This window comes from Serratia sp. NPDC087055 (genome assembly GCF_044900985.1).
Classification (GTDB): Bacteria; Pseudomonadota; Gammaproteobacteria; order Enterobacterales; family Enterobacteriaceae; genus Serratia.
In genome coordinates, this window is the sequence record NZ_JBJDOG010000002.1 from 102477 (window position 1) to 121791 (window position 19315).

Consider the following 19315-nt stretch of genomic DNA (forward strand, 5'->3'; position numbering starts at 1 on the left):
AACAGCATGACGACAGATGTAACCGTAAAATCGCTGGCAGCAGAGATTCAGACTCCAGTTGATCGCCTGGTACAGCAGTTTGCTGATGCAGGGATTAACAAGTCTGAGACAGACTCTGTAACCCAACATGAGAAAGAAGCTTTACTGGCGCACTTGAACCGTGAACACGGTAGCGCGCCGGGTAAGCTCACGTTGCAGCGCAAAACGCGCAGCACCTTGAATATTCCGAGCACCGGCGGTAAAAGTAAATCGGTGCAAATTGAGGTCCGCAAGAAACGCACTTATGTAAATCGCGATACGCCAGAAGCCCAACAGGCTGAAGCGGCAGAGCAGGCACAGCGTGAAGCGGAAGAGCAGGCACAGCGCGCAGCAGAAGAGCTAGCGAAACGCGAAGCAGAAGCAAAGCGCGTAGCCGAAGAGCAAGCCAAACGTGAGGCCGCGGAGATTGCTAAGCGTAATTCAGCGGAAAAAGAAAAAGTGACGAATCAACATACCGACGAAATGACCAAGCCAGCTCAGGCAGAAAAAGCACGCCGTGAAGCCGAAGCCGCCGAACTGAAACGTAAAGCGGAAGAGGAAGTACGACGTAAGGTTGAAGAAGACGCCAAACGTGTCGCGGAAGAAGCGCGCCGCATGGCCGAAGAGAACGGTGAGAAGTGGGCCGAAGCTGAAGCAGCAAGCGCTGCGGTTGAAACAGCCGACTACCACGTGACCACCTCTCAGCACGCCCGTGCAGCCGAAGACGAAAACGACGCTAAAGTTGAAGGCGAACGCCGCAGCCGTACGCGTGGCGGTAAAGCAACCAAGCAGAAGAAAGGCAACAAGCTTTCCGAGTCTAAAGCAGACCGTGAAGAAGCGCGCGCCGTTACCCGTGGTGGTAAAGGCAAGCGTAAGCCAAGCACTCTGCAGCAGGGCTTCAACAAGCCGGCTCAAGTGGTTAACCGTGACGTTGTGATCGGTGAAACCATCACCGTAGCTGAACTGGCTAACAAGATGGCGGTTAAAGGCTCTCAGGTCATCAAAGCGATGATGAAACTGGGCGCAATGGCCACTATCAACCAGGTCATCGATCAGGAAACCGCACAGCTGGTTGCCGAAGAGATGGGCCACAAAGTTATCCTGCGTCGTGAGAACGAGCTGGAAGAAGCGCTGATGAGCGATCGTGATACCGGTGCCGCTGCTGAGCCACGTGCGCCAGTTGTGACCATCATGGGCCACGTTGACCACGGTAAAACTTCTCTGCTGGACTACATCCGCTCCACCAAAGTGGCAGCAGGCGAGGCCGGCGGTATTACCCAGCATATCGGTGCTTACCACGTAGAAACCGAAAACGGCATGATCACCTTCCTGGATACCCCAGGCCACGCAGCGTTTACCTCAATGCGTGCCCGTGGTGCTCAGGCGACTGACATCGTTGTTCTGGTTGTTGCTGCCGACGACGGCGTGATGCCGCAAACCATCGAAGCTATCCAGCATGCGAAAGCAGCGCAGGTGCCGTTGGTTGTTGCAGTGAACAAGATTGACAAGCCAGAAGCTGATCCAGACCGCGTTAAGCAGGAACTGTCCCAGTACGGCGTTATGCCGGAAGAGTGGGGCGGCGAAGCACAGTTCGTCCACGTATCTGCGAAAGCCGGTACCGGTATCGACGAACTGCTGAACGCAATCCTGTTGCAGTCTGAAGTGCTTGAACTGAAAGCAGTTCGCAGCGGCATGGCAAGCGGCGTGGTTATCGAATCCTTCCTGGATAAAGGTCGTGGTCCGGTTGCTACCGTACTGGTACAAGAAGGTACGCTGAATAAAGGCGATATCGTTCTGTGTGGTTTCGAATACGGCCGCGTACGTGCGATGCGTGACGAACTGGGTCGTGAAGTGACCTCTGCGGGTCCTTCTATTCCGGTTGAGATCCTGGGCCTGTCCAGCGTTCCTGCTGCCGGTGATGAAGCGACTGTTGTGCGTGACGAGAAGAAAGCGCGTGAAGTTGCGCTGTACCGTCAAGGCAAGTTCCGTGAAGTTAAACTGGCGCGTCAGCAGAAATCTAAACTGGAAAACATGTTTGCGAACATGACCGACGGTGAAGTTTCTGAGCTGAACATCGTACTGAAATCTGACGTACAGGGTTCTTGTGAAGCCATTATGGATTCACTGCTGAAACTCTCTACCGACGAAGTGAAAGTGAAGATTGTTGGCTCCGGTGTCGGTGGTATCACTGAAACCGACGCAACGCTGGCAGCCGCTTCCAACGCCATCATCCTGGGCTTCAACGTCCGTGCCGACGCTTCTGCGCGCCGCGTGATTGAAGCAGAAAGCCTGGATCTGCGTTACTACTCCGTGATCTATAACCTGATCGACGAAGTGAAGCAGGCGATGAGCGGTATGTTGGCGCCTGAGTACAAGCAGCAGATTATCGGCCTGGCCGAAGTACGTGACGTGTTCAAATCCCCTAAATTTGGTGCCATTGCAGGTTGTATGGTTACCGAGGGTAACATCAAGCGTCACAACCCAATCCGTGTTCTGCGCGACAACGTGGTTATCTATGAAGGCGAGCTGGAATCCCTGCGCCGCTTCAAAGATGACGTTAACGAAGTCCGTAACGGCATGGAATGTGGTATCGGCGTTAAGAACTACAACGACGTGCGCGTCGGCGACATGATCGAAGTGTTCGAAATCATCGAGATCCAACGCACCATCGCTTAACGCTAGCACATCTGCTTAAGTCTGTTCTGGGGGGCCTTGTGCCCCCCGATTTGTCTGGAGAATCCAAAATGGCAAAAGAATTCAGCCGCGGTCAGCGCGTGGCACAAGAGATGCAAAAAGAGATTGCTATCATTCTGCAGCGTGAAGTCAAAGATCCGCGTATCGGCATGGCTACCGTTTCTGGTGTAGAAGTTTCTCGTGATTTGGCCTACGCCAAAGTTTATGTCACCTTCCTGAACGTGTTGACCGAAAACGCCGATCCGGAACTGGTGCCTAACGGCATTAAAGCATTGCAAGACGCTTCCGGTTATATCCGCACGCTGCTGGGTAAAGCTATGCGCCTGCGTGTCGTTCCAGAGTTGACCTTCGCGTACGACAACTCCCTGGTTGAAGGCATGCGCATGTCTAACCTGGTCACCAACGTCGTGAAGAAGGACGTCGAACGCCGTTCCGCATCAGGCGATGACGAGGAGGCTTAATGAGTCGCCCTCGTCGCCGCGGCCGTGATATCCACGGTGTCCTGCTGTTGGACAAATCGCAGGGCTTGTCATCCAACGACGCCCTGCAAAAAGTAAAACGTCTCTATAACGCCAACCGCGCGGGCCACACGGGTGCGCTCGATCCGCTGGCGACCGGTATGCTGCCGATCTGTCTCGGTGAGGCGACCAAGTTTTCACAGTTCCTGCTCGACTCCGATAAACGTTATCGTGTTATCGCCCGTCTTGGTCAGCGTACGGATACTTCGGATGCCGATGGTCAAATCGTGCAAGAGCGTCCGGTGAATTTCACCCAAGCCCAGCTTGACGTAGCGCTTGAAAGCTTCCGTGGCGGTATCAAGCAAGTGCCTTCGATGTACTCAGCGCTGAAGTATCAAGGCAAGAAACTCTATGAGTATGCACGCCAGGGTATTGAAGTCCCACGTGAAGCACGCAGCATTACCGTTTACGAGCTGCAATTTATTCGCTGGGAAGGGGATGAGCTGGAGCTGGAGATTCACTGCTCAAAAGGCACTTACATCCGCACCATCACCGATGACCTCGGCGAGCTGTTAGGCTGCGGTGCGCATGTGATCTACCTGCGTCGTCTGCAGGTGGCGACCTATCCGACCGAACGCATGGTCACGCTGGAGCAGTTGAACGCACTGATGGAGCAAGCCCAGGCGCAGGAAATCGCGCCGGCAGAATTGCTCGATCCGCTGCTGATGCCGATGGATAGCCCGGTTGAAAACTACCCTGAAGTGAACCTGCTGCCCGTTGTTGCGGGTTACGTCAAGCAGGGGCAGCCGGTACAGGTCGCCGGTGCACCGGCTTCAGGTATGGTGCGCATCACTGAAGGTGAAGAACGTAAATTTATCGGCGTGGGTGATATTGCCGATGATGGTCGTGTGGCGCCGCGCCGCCTGGTCGTCGAATATTTCGACTGAGGGTAGAAAGCGCGCTGCCTTGCGATCGCACTGCGCTAAGAGTAGAATGGCGCAGCTTATGCATTGGGTTGCTGAATTAGAGATCGGCGCCTGTATTTATTATCTATAATTCTGGAGTATGACAATGTCTCTAAGTGTTGAAGCTAAAGCTAAAATCGTAGCTGATTTCGGTCGTGGTACTAACGACAGCGGTTCTTCCGAAGTTCAGGTTGCCCTGTTGACTGCGCAGATCAACCATCTGCAAGGCCACTTCTCAGAGCACAAAAAAGATCACCACAGCCGTCGTGGTCTGCTGCGTATGGTTTCTCAGCGTCGTAAGCTGCTGGACTACCTGAAGCGTAAAGATGTAGCACGTTACACCAGCCTGATCGAGCGTCTGGGTCTGCGTCGCTAATCTAGCGAGTTTCAGTGGAAAGGGGCCTATTTTGGCCCCTTTCTTCTAGGAAGCATAAGCAAATCAGGTTAATGTATTACTGATGTTTCCAAATAGGATCTTCCATTACAGAGGTTCGCGCGGCTAATGAGAGGCTTTGTCTCAGGCTTGAGATAAGGATTGTCATTAGTCGCGAGGATGTAGTGAGAAGGCAAGTCGAGTCACTGGCGTGTCGAGTCGTCAATACGATTGCGCGCCTAATCAAAGGATATAATTTTGCTGACACCGATCATTCGCAAATTCCAGTATGGCCAGCATACCGTCACTATTGAGACGGGCATGATGGCTCGTCAGGCCACTGCCGCTGTTATGGTGAGCATGGATGACACCGCCGTATTCGTTACCGTGGTTGGCCAGAAAAAAGCCAAACCAGGCCAGAGCTTCTTCCCATTGACTGTTAACTATCAGGAGCGTACCTACGCTGCTGGTCGTATCCCAGGCAGCTTCTTCCGTCGTGAAGGCCGCCCGAGCGAAGGCGAAACGCTGACTTCACGTCTGATTGACCGCCCGATCCGCCCACTGTTCCCAGACAGCTTCCTGAACGAAGTTCAGGTGATTGCGACCGTTGTTTCTGTAAACCCACAGGTTAACCCAGACATCGTTGCGATGATCGGTGCCTCTGCAGCCCTGAGCCTGTCCGGTATTCCGTTCAATGGCCCAATCGGTGCAGCGCGCGTCGGTTACATCAACAGCCAGTACGTGCTGAACCCAACCACCGACGAGCTGAAAGAAAGCAGCCTGGACTTGGTGGTTGCGGGTACCGCGGGTGCAGTGCTGATGGTTGAATCCGAAGCAGACGTTCTGAGCGAAGATCAAATGTTGGGCGCGGTGGTATTTGGCCACGAACAACAGCAGGTTGTTATCGAGAACATCAATTCTCTGGTTGCTGAAGCGGGCAAACCTAAGTGGGATTGGCAGGCACCTGCCATCAATGAAGCGCTGCACGCGCGCGTTGCAGAACTGGCAGAAGCCCGTCTGGGCGACGCTTATCACATCACCGAGAAACAAGAGCGCTATGCTCAGGTAGATGCGATTAAGAGCAGCGTTGTTGAAACCCTGCTGGCGCAAGACGAAACTCTGGACGTGTCTGAAATTCAGGACATCCTGGGCAGCGTTGAGAAAAACGTCGTTCGTAGCCGCGTACTGCGTGGCGAACCGCGTATCGATGGCCGTGAAAAAGACATGATTCGTGGCCTGGACGTGCGCACTGGCGTTCTGCCGCGTACTCACGGTTCCGCACTGTTCACCCGTGGTGAAACTCAGGCTCTGGTTACTGCAACGCTGGGTACTGCCCGTGATGCACAGAATCTGGATGAGCTGATGGGCGAGAAGACCGACAGCTTCCTGTTCCACTACAACTTCCCTCCGTACTCCGTTGGTGAGACTGGGATGGTGGGTTCGCCTAAACGTCGTGAAATTGGTCACGGTCGCCTGGCGAAACGTGGCGTATTAGCTATGATGCCTAAAGCAGAAGATTTCCCGTACACGGTGCGTGTGGTTTCTGAAATCACCGAATCTAACGGTTCTTCTTCCATGGCTTCAGTCTGTGGCGCTTCTCTGGCGCTGATGGACGCAGGTGTGCCAATCAAGGCTGCTGTTGCGGGTATCGCAATGGGCCTGGTGAAAGAACAAGACAACTTTGTTGTTCTGTCCGACATTCTGGGTGACGAAGACCACCTGGGCGACATGGACTTCAAAGTGGCCGGTAGCCGCGACGGTATCACCGCGCTGCAGATGGACATTAAAATTGAAGGCATCACCCGCGAAATCATGCAGGTGGCACTGAACCAAGCCAAGGGCGCACGTCTGCACATCCTGGGCGTGATGGAACAGGCTATCAGCACTCCGCGTGGCGATATCTCTCAGTTTGCACCACGTATTCATACTATCCGCATTAACCCGGATAAGATCAAAGACGTGATTGGTAAAGGCGGTTCTGTCATCCGTGCGTTGACTGAAGAGACCGGCACTACCATCGAAATCGAAGATGATGGTACAGTTAAAATCGCTGCTACCGACGGTGAGAAAGCGAAATTCGCTATTCGCCGCATCGAAGAGATCACTGCTGAGATCGAAGTTGGCCGTATTTACCAGGGTAAAGTTACCCGTATCGTTGATTTCGGCGCATTCGTGGCGATCGGCGGCGGTAAAGAAGGCCTGGTTCACATCTCTCAAATCGCTGACAAGCGTGTTGAGAAAGTGACCGACTATCTGCAAATGGGTCAGGAAGTGCCTGTGAAGGTACTGGAAGTTGACCGTCAGGGCCGTGTGCGTCTGAGCATCAAAGAAGCGACCGCACCAGAAGCAGGTTCACCTGCGCCTGAAGCAGAATAAGTAGAAAAACTGTATAGATAGATTTACAGCTCCCCACCATGGGGTTGGGAGCTGTTCGTATCGCGCGGGTAGGATGCCTGCGTATTAGCAAACGGATGACAGGACGTTCATCCAATGTTTGTCTTCGGGAGTGGGAAATGAAGCCTTTCTTGCGCTGGTGTTACGTTGCGACAGCACTCATGCTGGCAGGATGCAGCAACCATGATTGGCGTAAAGACGAAGTTTTGGCAATCCCGTTGCAGCCAACTCTGCAGCAGGAAGTGATCCTGGCGCGCATGGAACAAATACTTGCCAGCCGGGCACTGACGGACGATGAGCGTGCGCAGCTTTTATATGAGCGCGGTGTGTTGTATGATAGCCTCGGGCTACGTGCATTAGCGCGCAATGATTTCTCGCAAGCGCTAGCAATACGTCCTGATATGCCAGAAGTTTTCAACTACCTGGGCATTTACTTAACGCAGGCAGGCAATTTTGATGCTGCCTATGAAGCGTTTGATTCTGTACTAGAGCTTGATCCAACTTACAATTACGCGCGTTTAAACCGGGGCATCGCACTGTATTATGGCGGCCGCTTCCCGTTGGCGCAGGATGATCTGCAGGCGTTTTATCAAGACGACCCAAACGATCCCTTCCGTTCGTTGTGGCTGTATCTTGTGGAAAGAGAAATCGATCCCAAGAAGGCTGACGTAGCGCTCCAGCAGCGTTATGACAAAGCGAACCGAGGGCAATGGGGATGGAATATTGTCGAATTCTACCTGGGCAACATTAGCGAAAAAACGCTGATGGAACGCCTCAAGGCAGATGCAACGGATAACACTTCGCTCGCTGAGCATCTCAGTGAAACTGACTTCTATTTAGGTAAACATTACCTGAGTCTGGGGGACAAGGACACCGCTTCGGCGCTGTTCAAACTGACGGTTGCTAACAACGTTCATAATTTCGTTGAGCACCGCTATGCATTGTTGGAATTGGCGCTGTTGGGCCAAGAACAAGACGACCTATCGGAATCGGACCAGCAATAGCTGACGAACACCTCTACCCAAAAGATTTCACGTTGCGGCAAGGCGGCAATCTAACGAATCCCTGGGAGCTTAGTTCACTAAGTGACGAGGATGAGGGAGAGCAGCTAACACAGCAGCTTGGAAGATGAAGGGTAATCAGCCTGATTGACATTGGTTTTACCGCCAAAGTTATCGCCTTTACGGGCGAGGGCTTTTTTGTTCGTTTTATAATCTAATTTGAGCCGGTTCACACTTTTCAATGAAAATGACTGAAAATTTTCTCGACGAGTTATGTAGACTGGCTGCCATTATTAATGAGGCACGTGTACATGACTACTGAGCTTGAAACCTCTTTTGTTGACCTGGGGCTGTCTGCTCCTATCATTTCTGCCCTGACCGATCTGGGCTACGAAAAACCGTCACCGATCCAGGCTGAGTGTATTCCTCACCTGTTGAACGGCCGTGATGTGCTGGGCATGGCACAGACCGGTAGCGGTAAAACTGCAGCATTCTCGCTGCCACTGTTGCACAACCTTGACGCTTCCCTGAAAGCACCTCAGATCCTGGTGCTGGCACCGACCCGCGAACTGGCGGTTCAGGTTGCTGAAGCGATGACCGATTTCTCTAAACACATGCATGGCGTTAACGTCGTGGCCCTGTACGGCGGCCAGCGTTATGACGTGCAGCTGCGCGCTCTGCGTCAGGGCCCGCAAATCGTAGTAGGGACTCCAGGCCGTCTGCTGGACCACCTGAAGCGTGGCACCCTGAACCTCTCTAATCTGAGCGGTCTGGTGCTGGATGAAGCCGACGAAATGCTGCGCATGGGCTTCATCGAAGACGTAGAAACCATCATGGCGGAGATCCCGGCTGAACATCAGACCGCGCTGTTCTCTGCAACTATGCCGGAAGCGATCCGTCGCATTACCCGCCGCTTTATGAAAGAGCCGCAGGAAGTGCGCATCCAATCCAGCATCACTACCCGTCCGGACATCAGCCAGAGTTACTGGACTGTGCAGGGCATGCGTAAAAACGAAGCGCTGGTGCGTTTCCTGGAAGCTGAAGATTTTGATGCGGCGATTATTTTCGTTCGTACCAAAAACGCGACCCTGGAAGTGGCTGAAGCGCTGGAGCGCAGTGGCTACAACAGCGCCGCGCTGAACGGTGACATGAACCAGGCCCTGCGTGAGCAAACCCTGGAGCGTCTGAAGAGTGGCCGTCTGGACATTCTGATCGCGACCGACGTTGCGGCTCGTGGCCTGGACGTTGAGCGTATCAGCCTGGTTGTAAACTATGATATCCCTATGGATTCAGAGTCTTACGTTCACCGTATCGGCCGTACCGGTCGTGCTGGTCGTGCCGGCCGTGCGCTGCTGTTCGTAGAAAACCGCGAGCGTCGCCTGCTGCGCAACATCGAACGCACCATGAAGCTGACCATTCCAGAAGTAGAACTGCCAAATGCAGAACTGCTGGGTGAGCGTCGTCTGGCCAAGTTCGCCGCTAAAGTACAGCAACAGCTGGAAAGCAGCGATCTGGACATGTACCGCGCACTGCTGGCTAAACTGCAGCCGGAAGAAGAGCTGGAAATGGAAACGCTGGCCGCAGCACTGCTGAAAATGGCCCAGGGTGAACGTCCTCTGATTCTGCCACCGGATCCTGTATTCAAACCGCGTCAACGTCGTGAATTCAACGACCGTGACGATCGTGGTAACGACCGTCGTCGTGATTCACGTCCAGACAGCCGTGATGGTGGCGCTGAGCGTCCACGTCGTGAACGTCGTGATGTTGGCGAAATGCAGCTGTACCGCATTGAAGTGGGCCGTGATGATGGCGTGGAAGTTCGTCATATCGTTGGCGCGATCGCTAACGAAGGCGACATCAGCAGCCGTTACATCGGTAACATCAAGCTGTTCGCTGGCCACTCTACTATTGAGCTGCCAAAAGGTATGCCGGGCGAGATCCTGTCTCACTTCACCCGTACCCGTATCTTGAACAAACCGATGAACATGCAACTGCTGGGCGATGCACAGCCGCATGAGCGTCGTGAGCGTCCTGCTTCTGCCGGTAACGGCGAGCGTCGTGGCGGTGGTCGTCCATTCAACGGCGAACGTCGTGAAGGGGCAAACCCAGGTCGTCGTTCTTTCGGTGATCGTCGTGAAGGCGGTGCTGCTGCACCTGCTGGCAACGGTGGCGAGCGTCGTGGCGGCAACTTCAACCGTGATGGCCAGCGCGCACCACGTCGTGATGACGCCGCTCCGGCTACACCACGTCGTCGCTTCGGTGATGCATAACGCCTGATTTAACCGTTCGCGGTGAGTCGGACTAAAAACCAGCCTTCGGGCTGGTTTTTTTATGCCTGAAATTCACCATGAAGTGCAGGAAAATGGCGTATCATTTATAAGGTTTTTTCTTATGGATACTATGCACGGGAGATGCCATGAGTTGGCAGCAGTTTAAGTCTCAATACCTGGTGCGTTTTTGGGCACCTTTACCCGCGGTGATTGCTGCGGGGATCCTTTCTACCTATTACTTCGGCCTGACCGGTACCTTCTGGGCGGTAACGGGGGAATTTACCCGTTGGGGCGGCCATGTATTGCAATGGTTTGGTTTCCACCCTGAACAATGGGGTTACTTCAAAGTCATTGGCCTTGAGGGGACGCCGCTGCAACGCATTGATGGCCGGATGATCATCGGCATGTTCGCTGGCTGTATCGCTGCGGCGCTGTGGGCCAATAACATCAAGCTGCGGCAGCCGCAGCATCGTATCCGTATTGTACAAGCGCTGCTGGGCGGTATTATCGCCGGTTTTGGGGCGCGTCTCGCGATGGGTTGCAATCTGGCTGCGTTCTTTACCGGTATTCCTCAGTTCTCGCTCCACGCTTGGTTCTTCGCGTTGGCAACCGCCGCGGGCTCTTACTTTGGCGCTAAATTTACCCTGTTGCCCATGTTCCGCATCCCGATAAAATTACAGAAAGTGAAGGCTGCCGCACCATTGACGCAAAAGCCGGAGCAGGCTCGTCGCCGCTTCCGTTTGGGGATGGTGATTTTCTTCCTGTCGATTGCCTGGTCATTGTGGACGTTATTTGATGCGCCGAAGCTGGGTATTGCCATGTTGTTTGGTATCGGTTTTGGCCTGTTGATTGAACGCGCACAGATCTGCTTTACCTCGGCGTTTCGTGATTTATGGATCACCGGACGTACTCATATGGCAAAAGCGATCATCATCGGCATGGCGGTCAGCGCCATTGGCATTTTCAGTTATGTGCAACTGGGTGTGGCGCCGAAAATCATGTGGGCCGGCCCGAATGCGGTACTCGGCGGCCTGCTGTTCGGCTTTGGCATCGTGCTGGCCGGTGGTTGTGAAACCGGCTGGATGTATCGGGCGGTGGAAGGGCAAGTCCACTATTGGTGGGTCGGGCTGGGTAATATTATCGGGGCCACGCTGTTGGCTTACTATTGGGATGATTTGGCCCCGGCATTGGCGACGGATTACGACAAAGTCAATTTACTCGACACCTTCGGTCCTATCGGAGGGTTGCTTGTGACCTACCTGCTGCTGGCATTGGCATTTGCCGCGATGCTGTGGTGGGAGAAGCGTTTTTTCCGCGCGAAACCCAATGCGCAGGTGGTTAATTTAAGGAGTGTGTCATGAAGCAAGCGGCGATAGTGCCGGATTACCGGCTGGATATGCTCGGCGAGCCTTGTCCTTATCCGGCGGTGGCGACGCTGGAGGCGATGCCGCAGTTGAAGCCGGGGGAAATCCTGGAGGTAATCAGCGATTGCCCGCAGTCGATCAACAACATTCCTCTCGATGCGCGCAACCATGGCTACAAGGTGCTGGATATCCAACAGGACGGGCCGACCATCCGTTATTTAATCCAGCGCTGATAAAATGAGGGCGCCGTGCAGGCGCCCGAGTCGTTTAGCCTTTCACCAGATCGCCTTTGACTGCGGCAACAATCTCAAACGAATGTAGCCGTGCCTGATGATCAAAAATCTGGCCGTTGACCATGATTTCATCCGCGCCGGTTTCGCGCAGTAATGTCTGCAATCCGTTACGAACCGTGCTTTCATTCCCGACAATCGACATGCGCAACGCCTGATCGACCCCGTATTGCTCCCCGGCTGTCCACAGCGCGTGGATATTGTCCACTGGCGCTGGCAGCGGGCCCGGCGAGCCGCGGCGCAGATTAATAAATTGCTGCTGCATCGAGGTAAACAGGAAGCGCGCATCGGCATCGCTGTCGGCAGCCACCACGTTGACGCATACCATGGCGTGCGGGTGTTGGCATTGTTCGGAGGCCTTGAAATTATCGCGGTACAGGTTCAGTGCCTGGAACAGCATCTCCGGCGCAAAGTGGGACGCGAAAGCAAATGGCAGGCCGAGCTTGGCTGCCAGTTGGGCGCTATACAGGCTGGAGCCCAATAGCCAGAGCGGTACATGTAATCCTTGCCCGGGGACGGCCTGCACCGGCTGTCCTGGCTGCGCATCGCAGAAGTAATGTTGCAGTTCTTGTACGTCGCGAGGGAAGTTATCCACTTCGCCGGACAGATGGCGCCGGAGTGCCATCATCGTGCGCTGATCGGTGCCGGGTGCGCGACCAAGGCCCAAATCGATACGCCCAGGGTACAGCGATTCCAGCGTACCGAATTGTTCGGCGATCACCAACGGCGAATGGTTAGGCAGCATTACGCCGCCGGAACCAAGACGAATGCTTTGGGTGCCGGCCGCAAGATAACCCAGCAGCACCGACGTTGCCGCGCTGCCGATGCCGGTCATATTGTGGTGTTCAGCCAGCCAATAGCGTTGGTAATCCCATTTCTCGGCGTGTTGTGCTAAATCTAAAGAGGCATGAAACGCATCACGCGGTTTGGCCCCTTGCGGGATGGGGGATAAATCCAGTACCGAAACCGGTACCGCAGTTTTTTCAGTCATGTCATCGTCCATCAAAGAGTTGATCGCTTAAAGGGCGATTGCAGGGATCTGCAAACTACAAAGCAGAATGTGCTTTTAGTGTTAAAAGCATAATCCAATTTATGGTTATAAAAGAGGATATATGTGCTTGTAATATCCTTATGATAAAAATGGTTTTTTGGGAGCTTATTGAAATATGGACGTGTTGATTTCCGCCTGCCGCTTACCGCTCAGGGAGCTGAGATAATGAAAAAAAAGACATTGTTTACCCTGCTATTGATGGTGGTAGCGATCGCCATGGCGATTTTGTTCCGTGCCCATAACCAAGACCTGCTGCTGCAAGGGGAAGTGGACGCACCCGAGGTGATTGTGGCGTCTAAGGCCAAGGGGCGGGTCGTAGAACGTTTAGTGGAACGCGGTGACGACGTGAAGGTCGGGCAGGTGATGATTCAGCTCGACAGCCCAGAGCTGATGGCCCAACTGCGCTCCGCACAGGCGACGCGGGACGAAGCCAAGGCGCAGCTCGATCAGTCGTTGCACGGGACGCGTGAAGAAAGCATCCGTAACTTGCGTGCCAATCTGGCGCAGGCCGAAGCGCAATACCGTAATGCACAGAACGATTACAACCGTAACTTGAGCGTATCCGGCAAAGGCTATATTTCAAAGTCTGAGCTGGACAGCTCACGCCGTGCGCGTGATACCGCCTTCCAGCAGGTGCAAGCGGCCAAAGCCAATCTGGATGAAGGCACCAACGGTGACCGTATCGAACTGCGGCAACAATACGCGGCGGCGTTGCGGGCGGCGGAAGAAAATCTGCTGCAAGTCAAAGCACAGACGGACGATTTGCAGGTGTTAGCGCCGGTCGATGGTGAAGTGGGGCCTATTCCGGCAGAGGTCGGGGAACTGTTGAACGCCGGTAGCCCGCTGTTGACGTTGATCCGCATTCCTGACGCCTATTTCGTGTTCAACCTGCGCGAAGACATTTTGGCCCATGTGCGCAAGGGCGATAAGATCAAAATGCGTGTACCGGCGCTGAAGGACAAAATGATTGAAGCCGAAGTACGCTATATCGCCCCACTGGGTGATTACGCCACCAAACGCGCCACGCGCGCTACCGGTGACTTCGATCTGAAAACGTTTGAAGTGCGTCTGTATCCGTCACAACCGGTGGAAGGCTTGCGTCCAGGGATGAGCAGCTTATGGCTATGGAAAGAGTAAGGGCCGGTTGGCGCTGTTTTAGCCACGCATTCGATAACGAATGTCGCATGGCCTTCCGCAGCCCGGTTGTACACTGGCTAAGCTGGATCTTTCCGTTGATCCTGTTTGGGCTGATCAGCAGTAACTTTTCGGAAGGGACCTTGCTGGATCTGCCCGTGTCGGTGGTGGATAACGATCACAGCTCATTGTCCAAGTCGTTGACCCGCAGGTTGGATGCCGGCTCACATGCCCATGTTGAAGCTTATAACGGTGGGTTGGCTGAGTCGCTGCATCGTCTGCGCAGTGCGCAAGATTACGCGCTACTGTATGTGCCGCCGGATTTTGAAGCCAACGCGCTGGCAGGCAAGCAGCCCAGCGTGGTGATGTACTACAACGCGTTGTTTTACGGTGCCGGTTTGTATTCCACCCAGGATTTCAGCGGGTTGATGGCTGAGATTAACGCCAGCTACCGCAGTATTATCGCAGGTGAGATGGGTAAGACGCTGCCGCCTTTGGCGGACGTGACGTTATCGTATGGCAGCTTGTTTAACGCCAGCGGCAGTTACATCTATTACCAGCAGTTTGCCGCCACCATCCATTTACTGCAGCTGTTTGTGGTGACCTGCACGATCTACGTTTTGGCGCGCAGTAAATCGCTATTGAAAGCCCGCCCGTTCAGCTTGGCACTGCTCGGTAAACTGGCGCCCTATACCCTTTGTTTCACCAGTTTGCTGATGGTGGAGATTGCCGCGCTGGTCGGTATTTTTGATGCTCGCGTCAGCGGCAATCCGCTGTTCATGCTGATGATCGCTTTTTTCTATGTCATGGCGGCGCAAAGCATTGGCCTGCTGTTATTTACCTTCACCAGCACGACCATCACCGCTTACAGCCTGATCGCCATTTTGGTGAGTATTGCTTTGACCTTCTCGGGCATGGCGGTGCCGGAACTGTCGATGCCGCTGCCTGCGCGTATTATCTCCAATATCGAGCCGCTAACCCACGCACTGTACGCGATGTTTGACGTGTTCCTGCGGCAGGTGCCGGCCAGTGCCATTTTCAGCGTTTGTGCGTTGCTGTCGATTTATCCGCTGGTGGCTGGGCTGTTGGTGCGCAACCGGCTCTTGGTGCGGCTGCAAAAAGAAGGGAGCGCAGGATGAAGCTCTATTGGCAAACTTTCGTCCGGGTGCTGCTCGGGATGCTTGAGCGGCCGATGTGGCTGATGTTGATCCTGTCGCTGTGCGTGATGAGTATGGTCTATGCCAACCGCACGGTATGGGATTTGCCGGTGGGTGTTATCGATCAGGATCACAGCACTGCCAGCCGTCAACTTATCCGTCAACTGGACGCCACATCGAAAATCGCCATCGTGACCTACGACAGCCTGGAACAGGCACAGCGCGATCTCGGTTGGCGCAAGCTGTTCGCGGTGATCATCATGCCGGTGGATCTGGAGAAGAAGATCCTGAGCGGCCAAAATATCGTGGTGCCGGTTTACGGCGATGCGACCAACCGCCTGGCGAATGGCCAGATCCAGCAGGACGTCGTGGCGGCTTATCAGCAACTGCTGACCCAGTACAACAACGGGCTGCTGCTGCGCAGCGGCTTCAGTGAGCGCCAGGCGCAGGTGATCCTGACGCCGATAGTGGGGCAGACGTTAGATGTGTTCAACCCGGGTATCAGCTTTGCGGCAATTATCTTCCCCGGCCTGTTGGTGATGCTTCTACAGCACTCACTGTTGATTGCCTGTGTGCGAGTCAGTATTGCCATGAAGAGCATGCCTGGTGGGAAAGCACCGCTGGCAGCACATCTGGGGGGGCTGACGGCGTTGCTGCCTATCTGGTTATTTTTGTCTATCGTGCTGTTTGTGCTGTGGCCATGGGTGCTTGGCTACCGGCAAACCGCGGGCATTGCGGAAATTCTGCTGCTGACGTTCCCGTTTTTGCTGGCGGTATTGGGGCTGGGCAAGCTGGTGACCGAGTGTCTGCGCAGCGTAGAGATGATCTACCTGACGCTGGCCTTTATTACCACGCCAATATTCTACCTCTCCGGTACCATCTGGCCGCTGCAGGCGATGCCGGGCTGGGTGCGGGCGATTTCCTATTGTATTCCCTCCACTTGGGCGACCAAAGCCGTTGCGGGGGTTAACCAGATGGGGCTTTCGTTGAACGAAGTCGGGGGTGACGTAGTGATGCTGCTGGTGCTGGGGATCATTTACACCCTGTTGGGCTTCGGTGTGGGCTTTATTCGCAACAGCGTGGCGTTGCGCGGGATGTTCAGGAAACGGCGGGCGTAACCAATGCCGCCGCGTTCAGCCTTGCGCGGCGGCGACTGACATCGTGCCAACCAGAGCGGCGATCTGCGCGATATCCTGTGGCGACAGCGCGTTTTCTCCCAGCCTTCGCAACAGCGCCTCGCGCGCGACGGCGAAGGACAACGCCTGGCCGAGTATCGCGTGCGCGCGCAGGATATTCTCTTTCAGGTCAGGTCGGTCGGAGCGGATCGCCGTGACCAGCTCGCTCACGGCATGATGTAGCGGTGAGAATAAACGGGTATGCAGAGCATCGAAATCCGTACTGGGCTGGAGCTGTTCACGTGCCAACAAAAGGCTGCTTGCCGCAGATGTTTCCGACCCCAGCAAGGCGGTGACGAAATCTTGCATCAATGTCCGTAACCCTTCCGCCGGGGTTTGCCCGGCGAGTAGGCGGCGCGGGAAGGCCAAATGAGCGACAATGCTACCGGCTACATGTTCCAGCACCGCCAGATAGACGCCCTCCTTGCCGCCAAAATGGTAGGGAATGGCGGACTGATTCACCCCTGCCGCTTCGGCAAGTTGGCGGGTGCGCACGCCTTCGAGCCCATGTTTGCTGAACAGGCTCAAGCCTGCCCGGATAAGACGTTCCTGGGTTTCGCGGGTACGCTCATTGAGCCTGTCCTGATTCTGCATTGAAACATTGTCTCCTGATTATCGATGTTAGCCGCCTGCGAACATCAGCCGGGTTGAGTTCTCATTCAGTGCCACGCCGCCTGTTTCACCCACCAATACCGTACCACCGATGTTGGCCATATGCCTGCCGAAAGCACAGTTGGGTTCAAAAGCGAAGCACATGCCCGCTTGCAGCGGCAGTTCACGCCCCACGGTAGGCAAACGCCTGAGCTGCGCATAACGGGCGGCTTCGGGGAGAGACTCTATGCCGGGCGCGGTGCCGAAACCGACCGGACCATAGGGATTAAGGCTATGGATCAGCGGATGCACGTGCCAGCCACCGGCGGCCAGCAGCGGTTGTTCCATGGCGTCGACCACATCGCCGAAAGTGTTACCCGTTCGTAGCGCGCCTAATCCCGCCTCATAACTCGCTCTGGCGATCGCCGCAGCGCTCAGAATATCGGGGTGTACCTCGCCGATGGCGACGGCGGCCTGATGCTGGGTTTCCATCATACCGTACAGAGCGAAGATCTCCGACAATACCAAATCGCCTTCTTGCAGAATCCGTGGCGCCTGAGCGCGATATTGCCAGGCCGGTGGCCCCCAACCGACGTATTCGGGGCCGGATCCCAACAGCAGCTCTGCAGTATAACCGCCCATCGAGAAGCAGGTCGCCGTCACCGCCGCCACCAGATCGGCTTCGGAAACGCCGGGGCTGGCAGTGGCTCGCAATGTTTCGCTCATGGCTTCGCCGATGTGTGCGGCATAGCGTACCAGCAGCAATTCCTCCTCGCTTTTTACCGAGGCGCGCCGGAAGAATTCGCGGTAGACCGGTATCCAATTGGCCGTTGGGAGCGCCTCCGTCAACCCCTGCAGCGTGCGGGCCGGCATGGCGCCGTCGAAGTAGAAGGGGGGGTATGGTTCCAGCCCGATGATGCCGATGCGGGTTCCTGCTAAACGGCGCTCGGCCAGCCAGGCACCGACATCGCGGCCGGTTTTACCGACGAACAGCTGTTCCGCACCGACCCACTGTAGATCGCCGCGCAACGAGGCCTGCAGGTGGTCGGCCACCATCATTGAAGCGAAGGTGTAAATGCGTGGTGATTCATCGCCGACGAAAACGACGATCGAACCGGGACGATCGTTGGTGAAGTAGCAATCCGGTGCGAAACCGGCAGGGGCGGCCGCTTCCCGGTCGCCATAGACGATCAGGGCCGCAAGATCTTCCGCCTGCATAATGTCCCGCGCCAACTGCCAGCGGCGGTCGCGCTCGGCCAGAGATAACGGTTCAGGGCGTGTCAACATGTCGTTACTCCTCATCTCATTTATTGAATGTCGTCTAAAAAATTAATTCATTCAAATGAATTAATCAAGAAGCACAGTGAACAAAACAGATAATGGCGCGTAAAGCGGGTGATTGAAGGTGGCAAAGTGAGGAATGCTGCAGAGAAAACAGGAGAAACGTACGGCGTAAACCAACACCGGCGGCAGAGTGCCGCCGGCGCTTACCTCGCTAAGACACCAATTCCAGCCCCGCCACCCGGCGCCAGTAGCCGTTGCAGTCGGTGTGATTGGTCAAAGCCAGCGGCTGCGCACCTTGCTCGTTGGCGCGGAAGCGCTCGACCAGTGCCAACGTCTCCGTGCTCTGCGGAGACAGGCGTACGATATCCACTAATCCCTGCATACTGGCCAACTCGTTACCCAGGTTGTAGCAGTAACCACTCATGGTCTGAATGCCATTGAGCACGAACACCTGCTGCTGTTCCTGCGAGCGCATCATTCGCCCCTGCGGGTATTTGATACAACAGGTTTCGCATTCATCTTTGGCGCGATCTTCCGAGCGTGCGGTAAAGCAGCGTGCAGAATAGGCCAGCGGCAGGTGACCATAACTCAGCACTTCAACCTCAAACTGCTGGCGGAAACCCAGTTCATCGCACTGTTCCAGCAGTTTAGCCAGCCAGTCACGTGACAATTCAACGGGCATACACCAGCGCATCATGCCCTGACGGTGCAGCAGGCGCAGGGTATAGGCGTTGTAGCAGTTTAGGGCATGACCGGCGATGAACGGCAGGCCACGTTCTGCCGCCATGTTCACACTGCCTAAATCGTTGGCCTCAATCAGGAATTCCCCGTTTTCCACATAGCGTTTGAGCTCGTTCAGCTCAGAGGGGGCCTGCAACAGCGCCAGCGTGGAGATCACCACCTGTTTACCGCGGCGGGCGATCTCTTGTGCCAACGCGAGCCAATCACCTACCTTCATCTCGCGCCGTTTGGTACAGACACTTTCGCCGAGGTAAATAATCTCTGCGCTGCTGCTCACCGCTTGCCGGTAAAAATCTTCGACCTCGGTTTTCGGCCAGTAGTACAGCACCGGGCCTAATGCGTATTTCATGTTTCC

Annotated in this window: 17 protein-coding genes; 13 read left to right on the forward strand and 4 right to left on the reverse strand. The window is 55.1% G+C overall.

Annotation, left to right across the window (positions count from 1 at the left end):
* Window positions 1–6 precede the first annotated feature (6 nt).
* The 10 genes from infB to yedF all read left to right on the forward strand — a co-directional run bounded on the left by infB (window position 7) and on the right by yedF (window position 11770).
* On the forward strand, window positions 7–2694 hold the full coding sequence (infB, locus tag ACI2J2_RS14235) for a translation initiation factor IF-2 (RefSeq protein WP_209634351.1): 2688 nt from the start codon (window positions 7–9) through the stop codon (window positions 2692–2694).
* Window positions 2695–2762: 68 nt separating this feature from the next.
* The gene (gene rbfA / locus ACI2J2_RS14240) at window positions 2763–3173 is read left to right on the forward strand and encodes a 30S ribosome-binding factor RbfA (RefSeq protein ID WP_037423156.1); all 411 of its coding nucleotides are present in this window, start codon (window positions 2763–2765) and stop codon (window positions 3171–3173) included.
* Window positions 3173–4117 (forward strand): tRNA pseudouridine(55) synthase TruB, encoded by a 945-nt coding sequence (gene truB / locus ACI2J2_RS14245; RefSeq protein ID WP_404760309.1) that lies wholly within the window; start codon window positions 3173–3175, stop codon window positions 4115–4117. Before rbfA ends, truB begins: the two co-directional genes overlap by 1 nt.
* A 124-nt stretch (window positions 4118–4241) precedes the next feature.
* Window positions 4242–4511 carry a 30S ribosomal protein S15 gene (gene rpsO / locus ACI2J2_RS14250; RefSeq protein ID WP_012004950.1) on the forward strand — a complete coding sequence of 90 codons (270 nt, stop codon included), beginning with the start codon at window positions 4242–4244 and terminating at the stop codon, window positions 4509–4511.
* Window positions 4512–4766: 255 nt separating this feature from the next.
* Window positions 4767–6884 (forward strand): polyribonucleotide nucleotidyltransferase, encoded by a 2118-nt coding sequence (gene pnp, locus ACI2J2_RS14255; protein ID WP_209634358.1) that lies wholly within the window; start codon window positions 4767–4769, stop codon window positions 6882–6884.
* 137 nt (window positions 6885–7021) lie between these two features.
* Window positions 7022–7906, forward strand: a complete 885-nt coding sequence (gene nlpI / locus ACI2J2_RS14260; RefSeq protein ID WP_012004952.1) for a lipoprotein NlpI — start codon at window positions 7022–7024, stop codon at window positions 7904–7906.
* 244 nt (window positions 7907–8150) lie between these two features.
* On the forward strand, window positions 8151–8225 hold the full coding sequence (gene yrbN / locus ACI2J2_RS14265) for a protein YrbN (RefSeq protein ID WP_223499600.1): 75 nt from the start codon (window positions 8151–8153) through the stop codon (window positions 8223–8225).
* Window positions 8215–10173, forward strand: coding sequence for a DEAD/DEAH family ATP-dependent RNA helicase (locus tag ACI2J2_RS14270; RefSeq protein ID WP_209634360.1), 1959 nt, complete (start codon window positions 8215–8217; stop codon window positions 10171–10173). The genes yrbN and ACI2J2_RS14270 overlap by 11 nt, the downstream gene beginning before the upstream one ends.
* Before the next feature lie 146 nt (window positions 10174–10319).
* Entirely contained in the window at window positions 10320–11534 is a 1215-nt protein-coding gene (yedE, locus tag ACI2J2_RS14275) for a selenium metabolism membrane protein YedE/FdhT (RefSeq protein WP_209634362.1), read from the forward strand.
* Window positions 11531–11770, forward strand: coding sequence for a sulfurtransferase-like selenium metabolism protein YedF (gene yedF, locus ACI2J2_RS14280; protein WP_004952879.1), 240 nt, complete (start codon window positions 11531–11533; stop codon window positions 11768–11770). The genes yedE and yedF overlap by 4 nt, the downstream gene beginning before the upstream one ends.
* Window positions 11771–11804: 34 nt before the next feature.
* Here yedF and ACI2J2_RS14285 read toward each other — a convergent pair whose 3' ends face one another.
* Complete coding sequence (locus ACI2J2_RS14285) at window positions 11805–12818, reverse strand: luciferase-like monooxygenase (RefSeq protein ID WP_209634364.1); 1014 nt, start codon at window positions 12816–12818, stop codon at window positions 11805–11807.
* Window positions 12819–13043: 225 nt separating this feature from the next.
* Here ACI2J2_RS14285 and ACI2J2_RS14290 point away from each other — a divergent pair, with 225 nt between their 5' ends.
* The 3 genes from ACI2J2_RS14290 to ACI2J2_RS14300 are packed head-to-tail and all read left to right on the forward strand — an operon-like array spanning window position 13044 to window position 16287.
* Complete coding sequence (locus ACI2J2_RS14290; protein WP_209634367.1) at window positions 13044–14015, forward strand: HlyD family secretion protein; 972 nt, start codon at window positions 13044–13046, stop codon at window positions 14013–14015.
* Window positions 13997–15151: an ABC transporter permease gene (locus ACI2J2_RS14295; protein WP_209634369.1), complete on the forward strand. Its 1155-nt coding sequence runs from the start codon at window positions 13997–13999 to the stop codon at window positions 15149–15151. The genes ACI2J2_RS14290 and ACI2J2_RS14295 overlap by 19 nt, the downstream gene beginning before the upstream one ends.
* Entirely contained in the window at window positions 15148–16287 is a 1140-nt protein-coding gene (locus ACI2J2_RS14300) for an ABC transporter permease (protein WP_209634371.1), read from the forward strand. Before ACI2J2_RS14295 ends, ACI2J2_RS14300 begins: the two co-directional genes overlap by 4 nt.
* A gap of 15 nt (window positions 16288–16302) precedes the next feature.
* On the opposite strand, the gene ACI2J2_RS14305 is transcribed toward ACI2J2_RS14300, so the two are convergent.
* The 3 genes from ACI2J2_RS14305 to ACI2J2_RS14315 form a co-directional block, all read right to left on the reverse strand.
* Window positions 16303–16938 carry a CerR family C-terminal domain-containing protein gene (locus ACI2J2_RS14305; RefSeq protein ID WP_404760310.1) on the reverse strand — a complete coding sequence of 212 codons (636 nt, stop codon included), beginning with the start codon at window positions 16936–16938 and terminating at the stop codon, window positions 16303–16305.
* Window positions 16939–16965: 27 nt separating this feature from the next.
* A complete protein-coding gene (locus ACI2J2_RS14310) occupies window positions 16966–18222 on the reverse strand; it encodes a M24 family metallopeptidase (RefSeq protein ID WP_404760311.1) in 1257 nt (418 codons plus the stop codon).
* 208 nt (window positions 18223–18430) lie between these two features.
* Complete coding sequence (locus ACI2J2_RS14315; protein ID WP_404760312.1) at window positions 18431–19309, reverse strand: U32 family peptidase; 879 nt, start codon at window positions 19307–19309, stop codon at window positions 18431–18433.
* Between the last annotated feature and the right edge of the window lie 6 nt (window positions 19310–19315).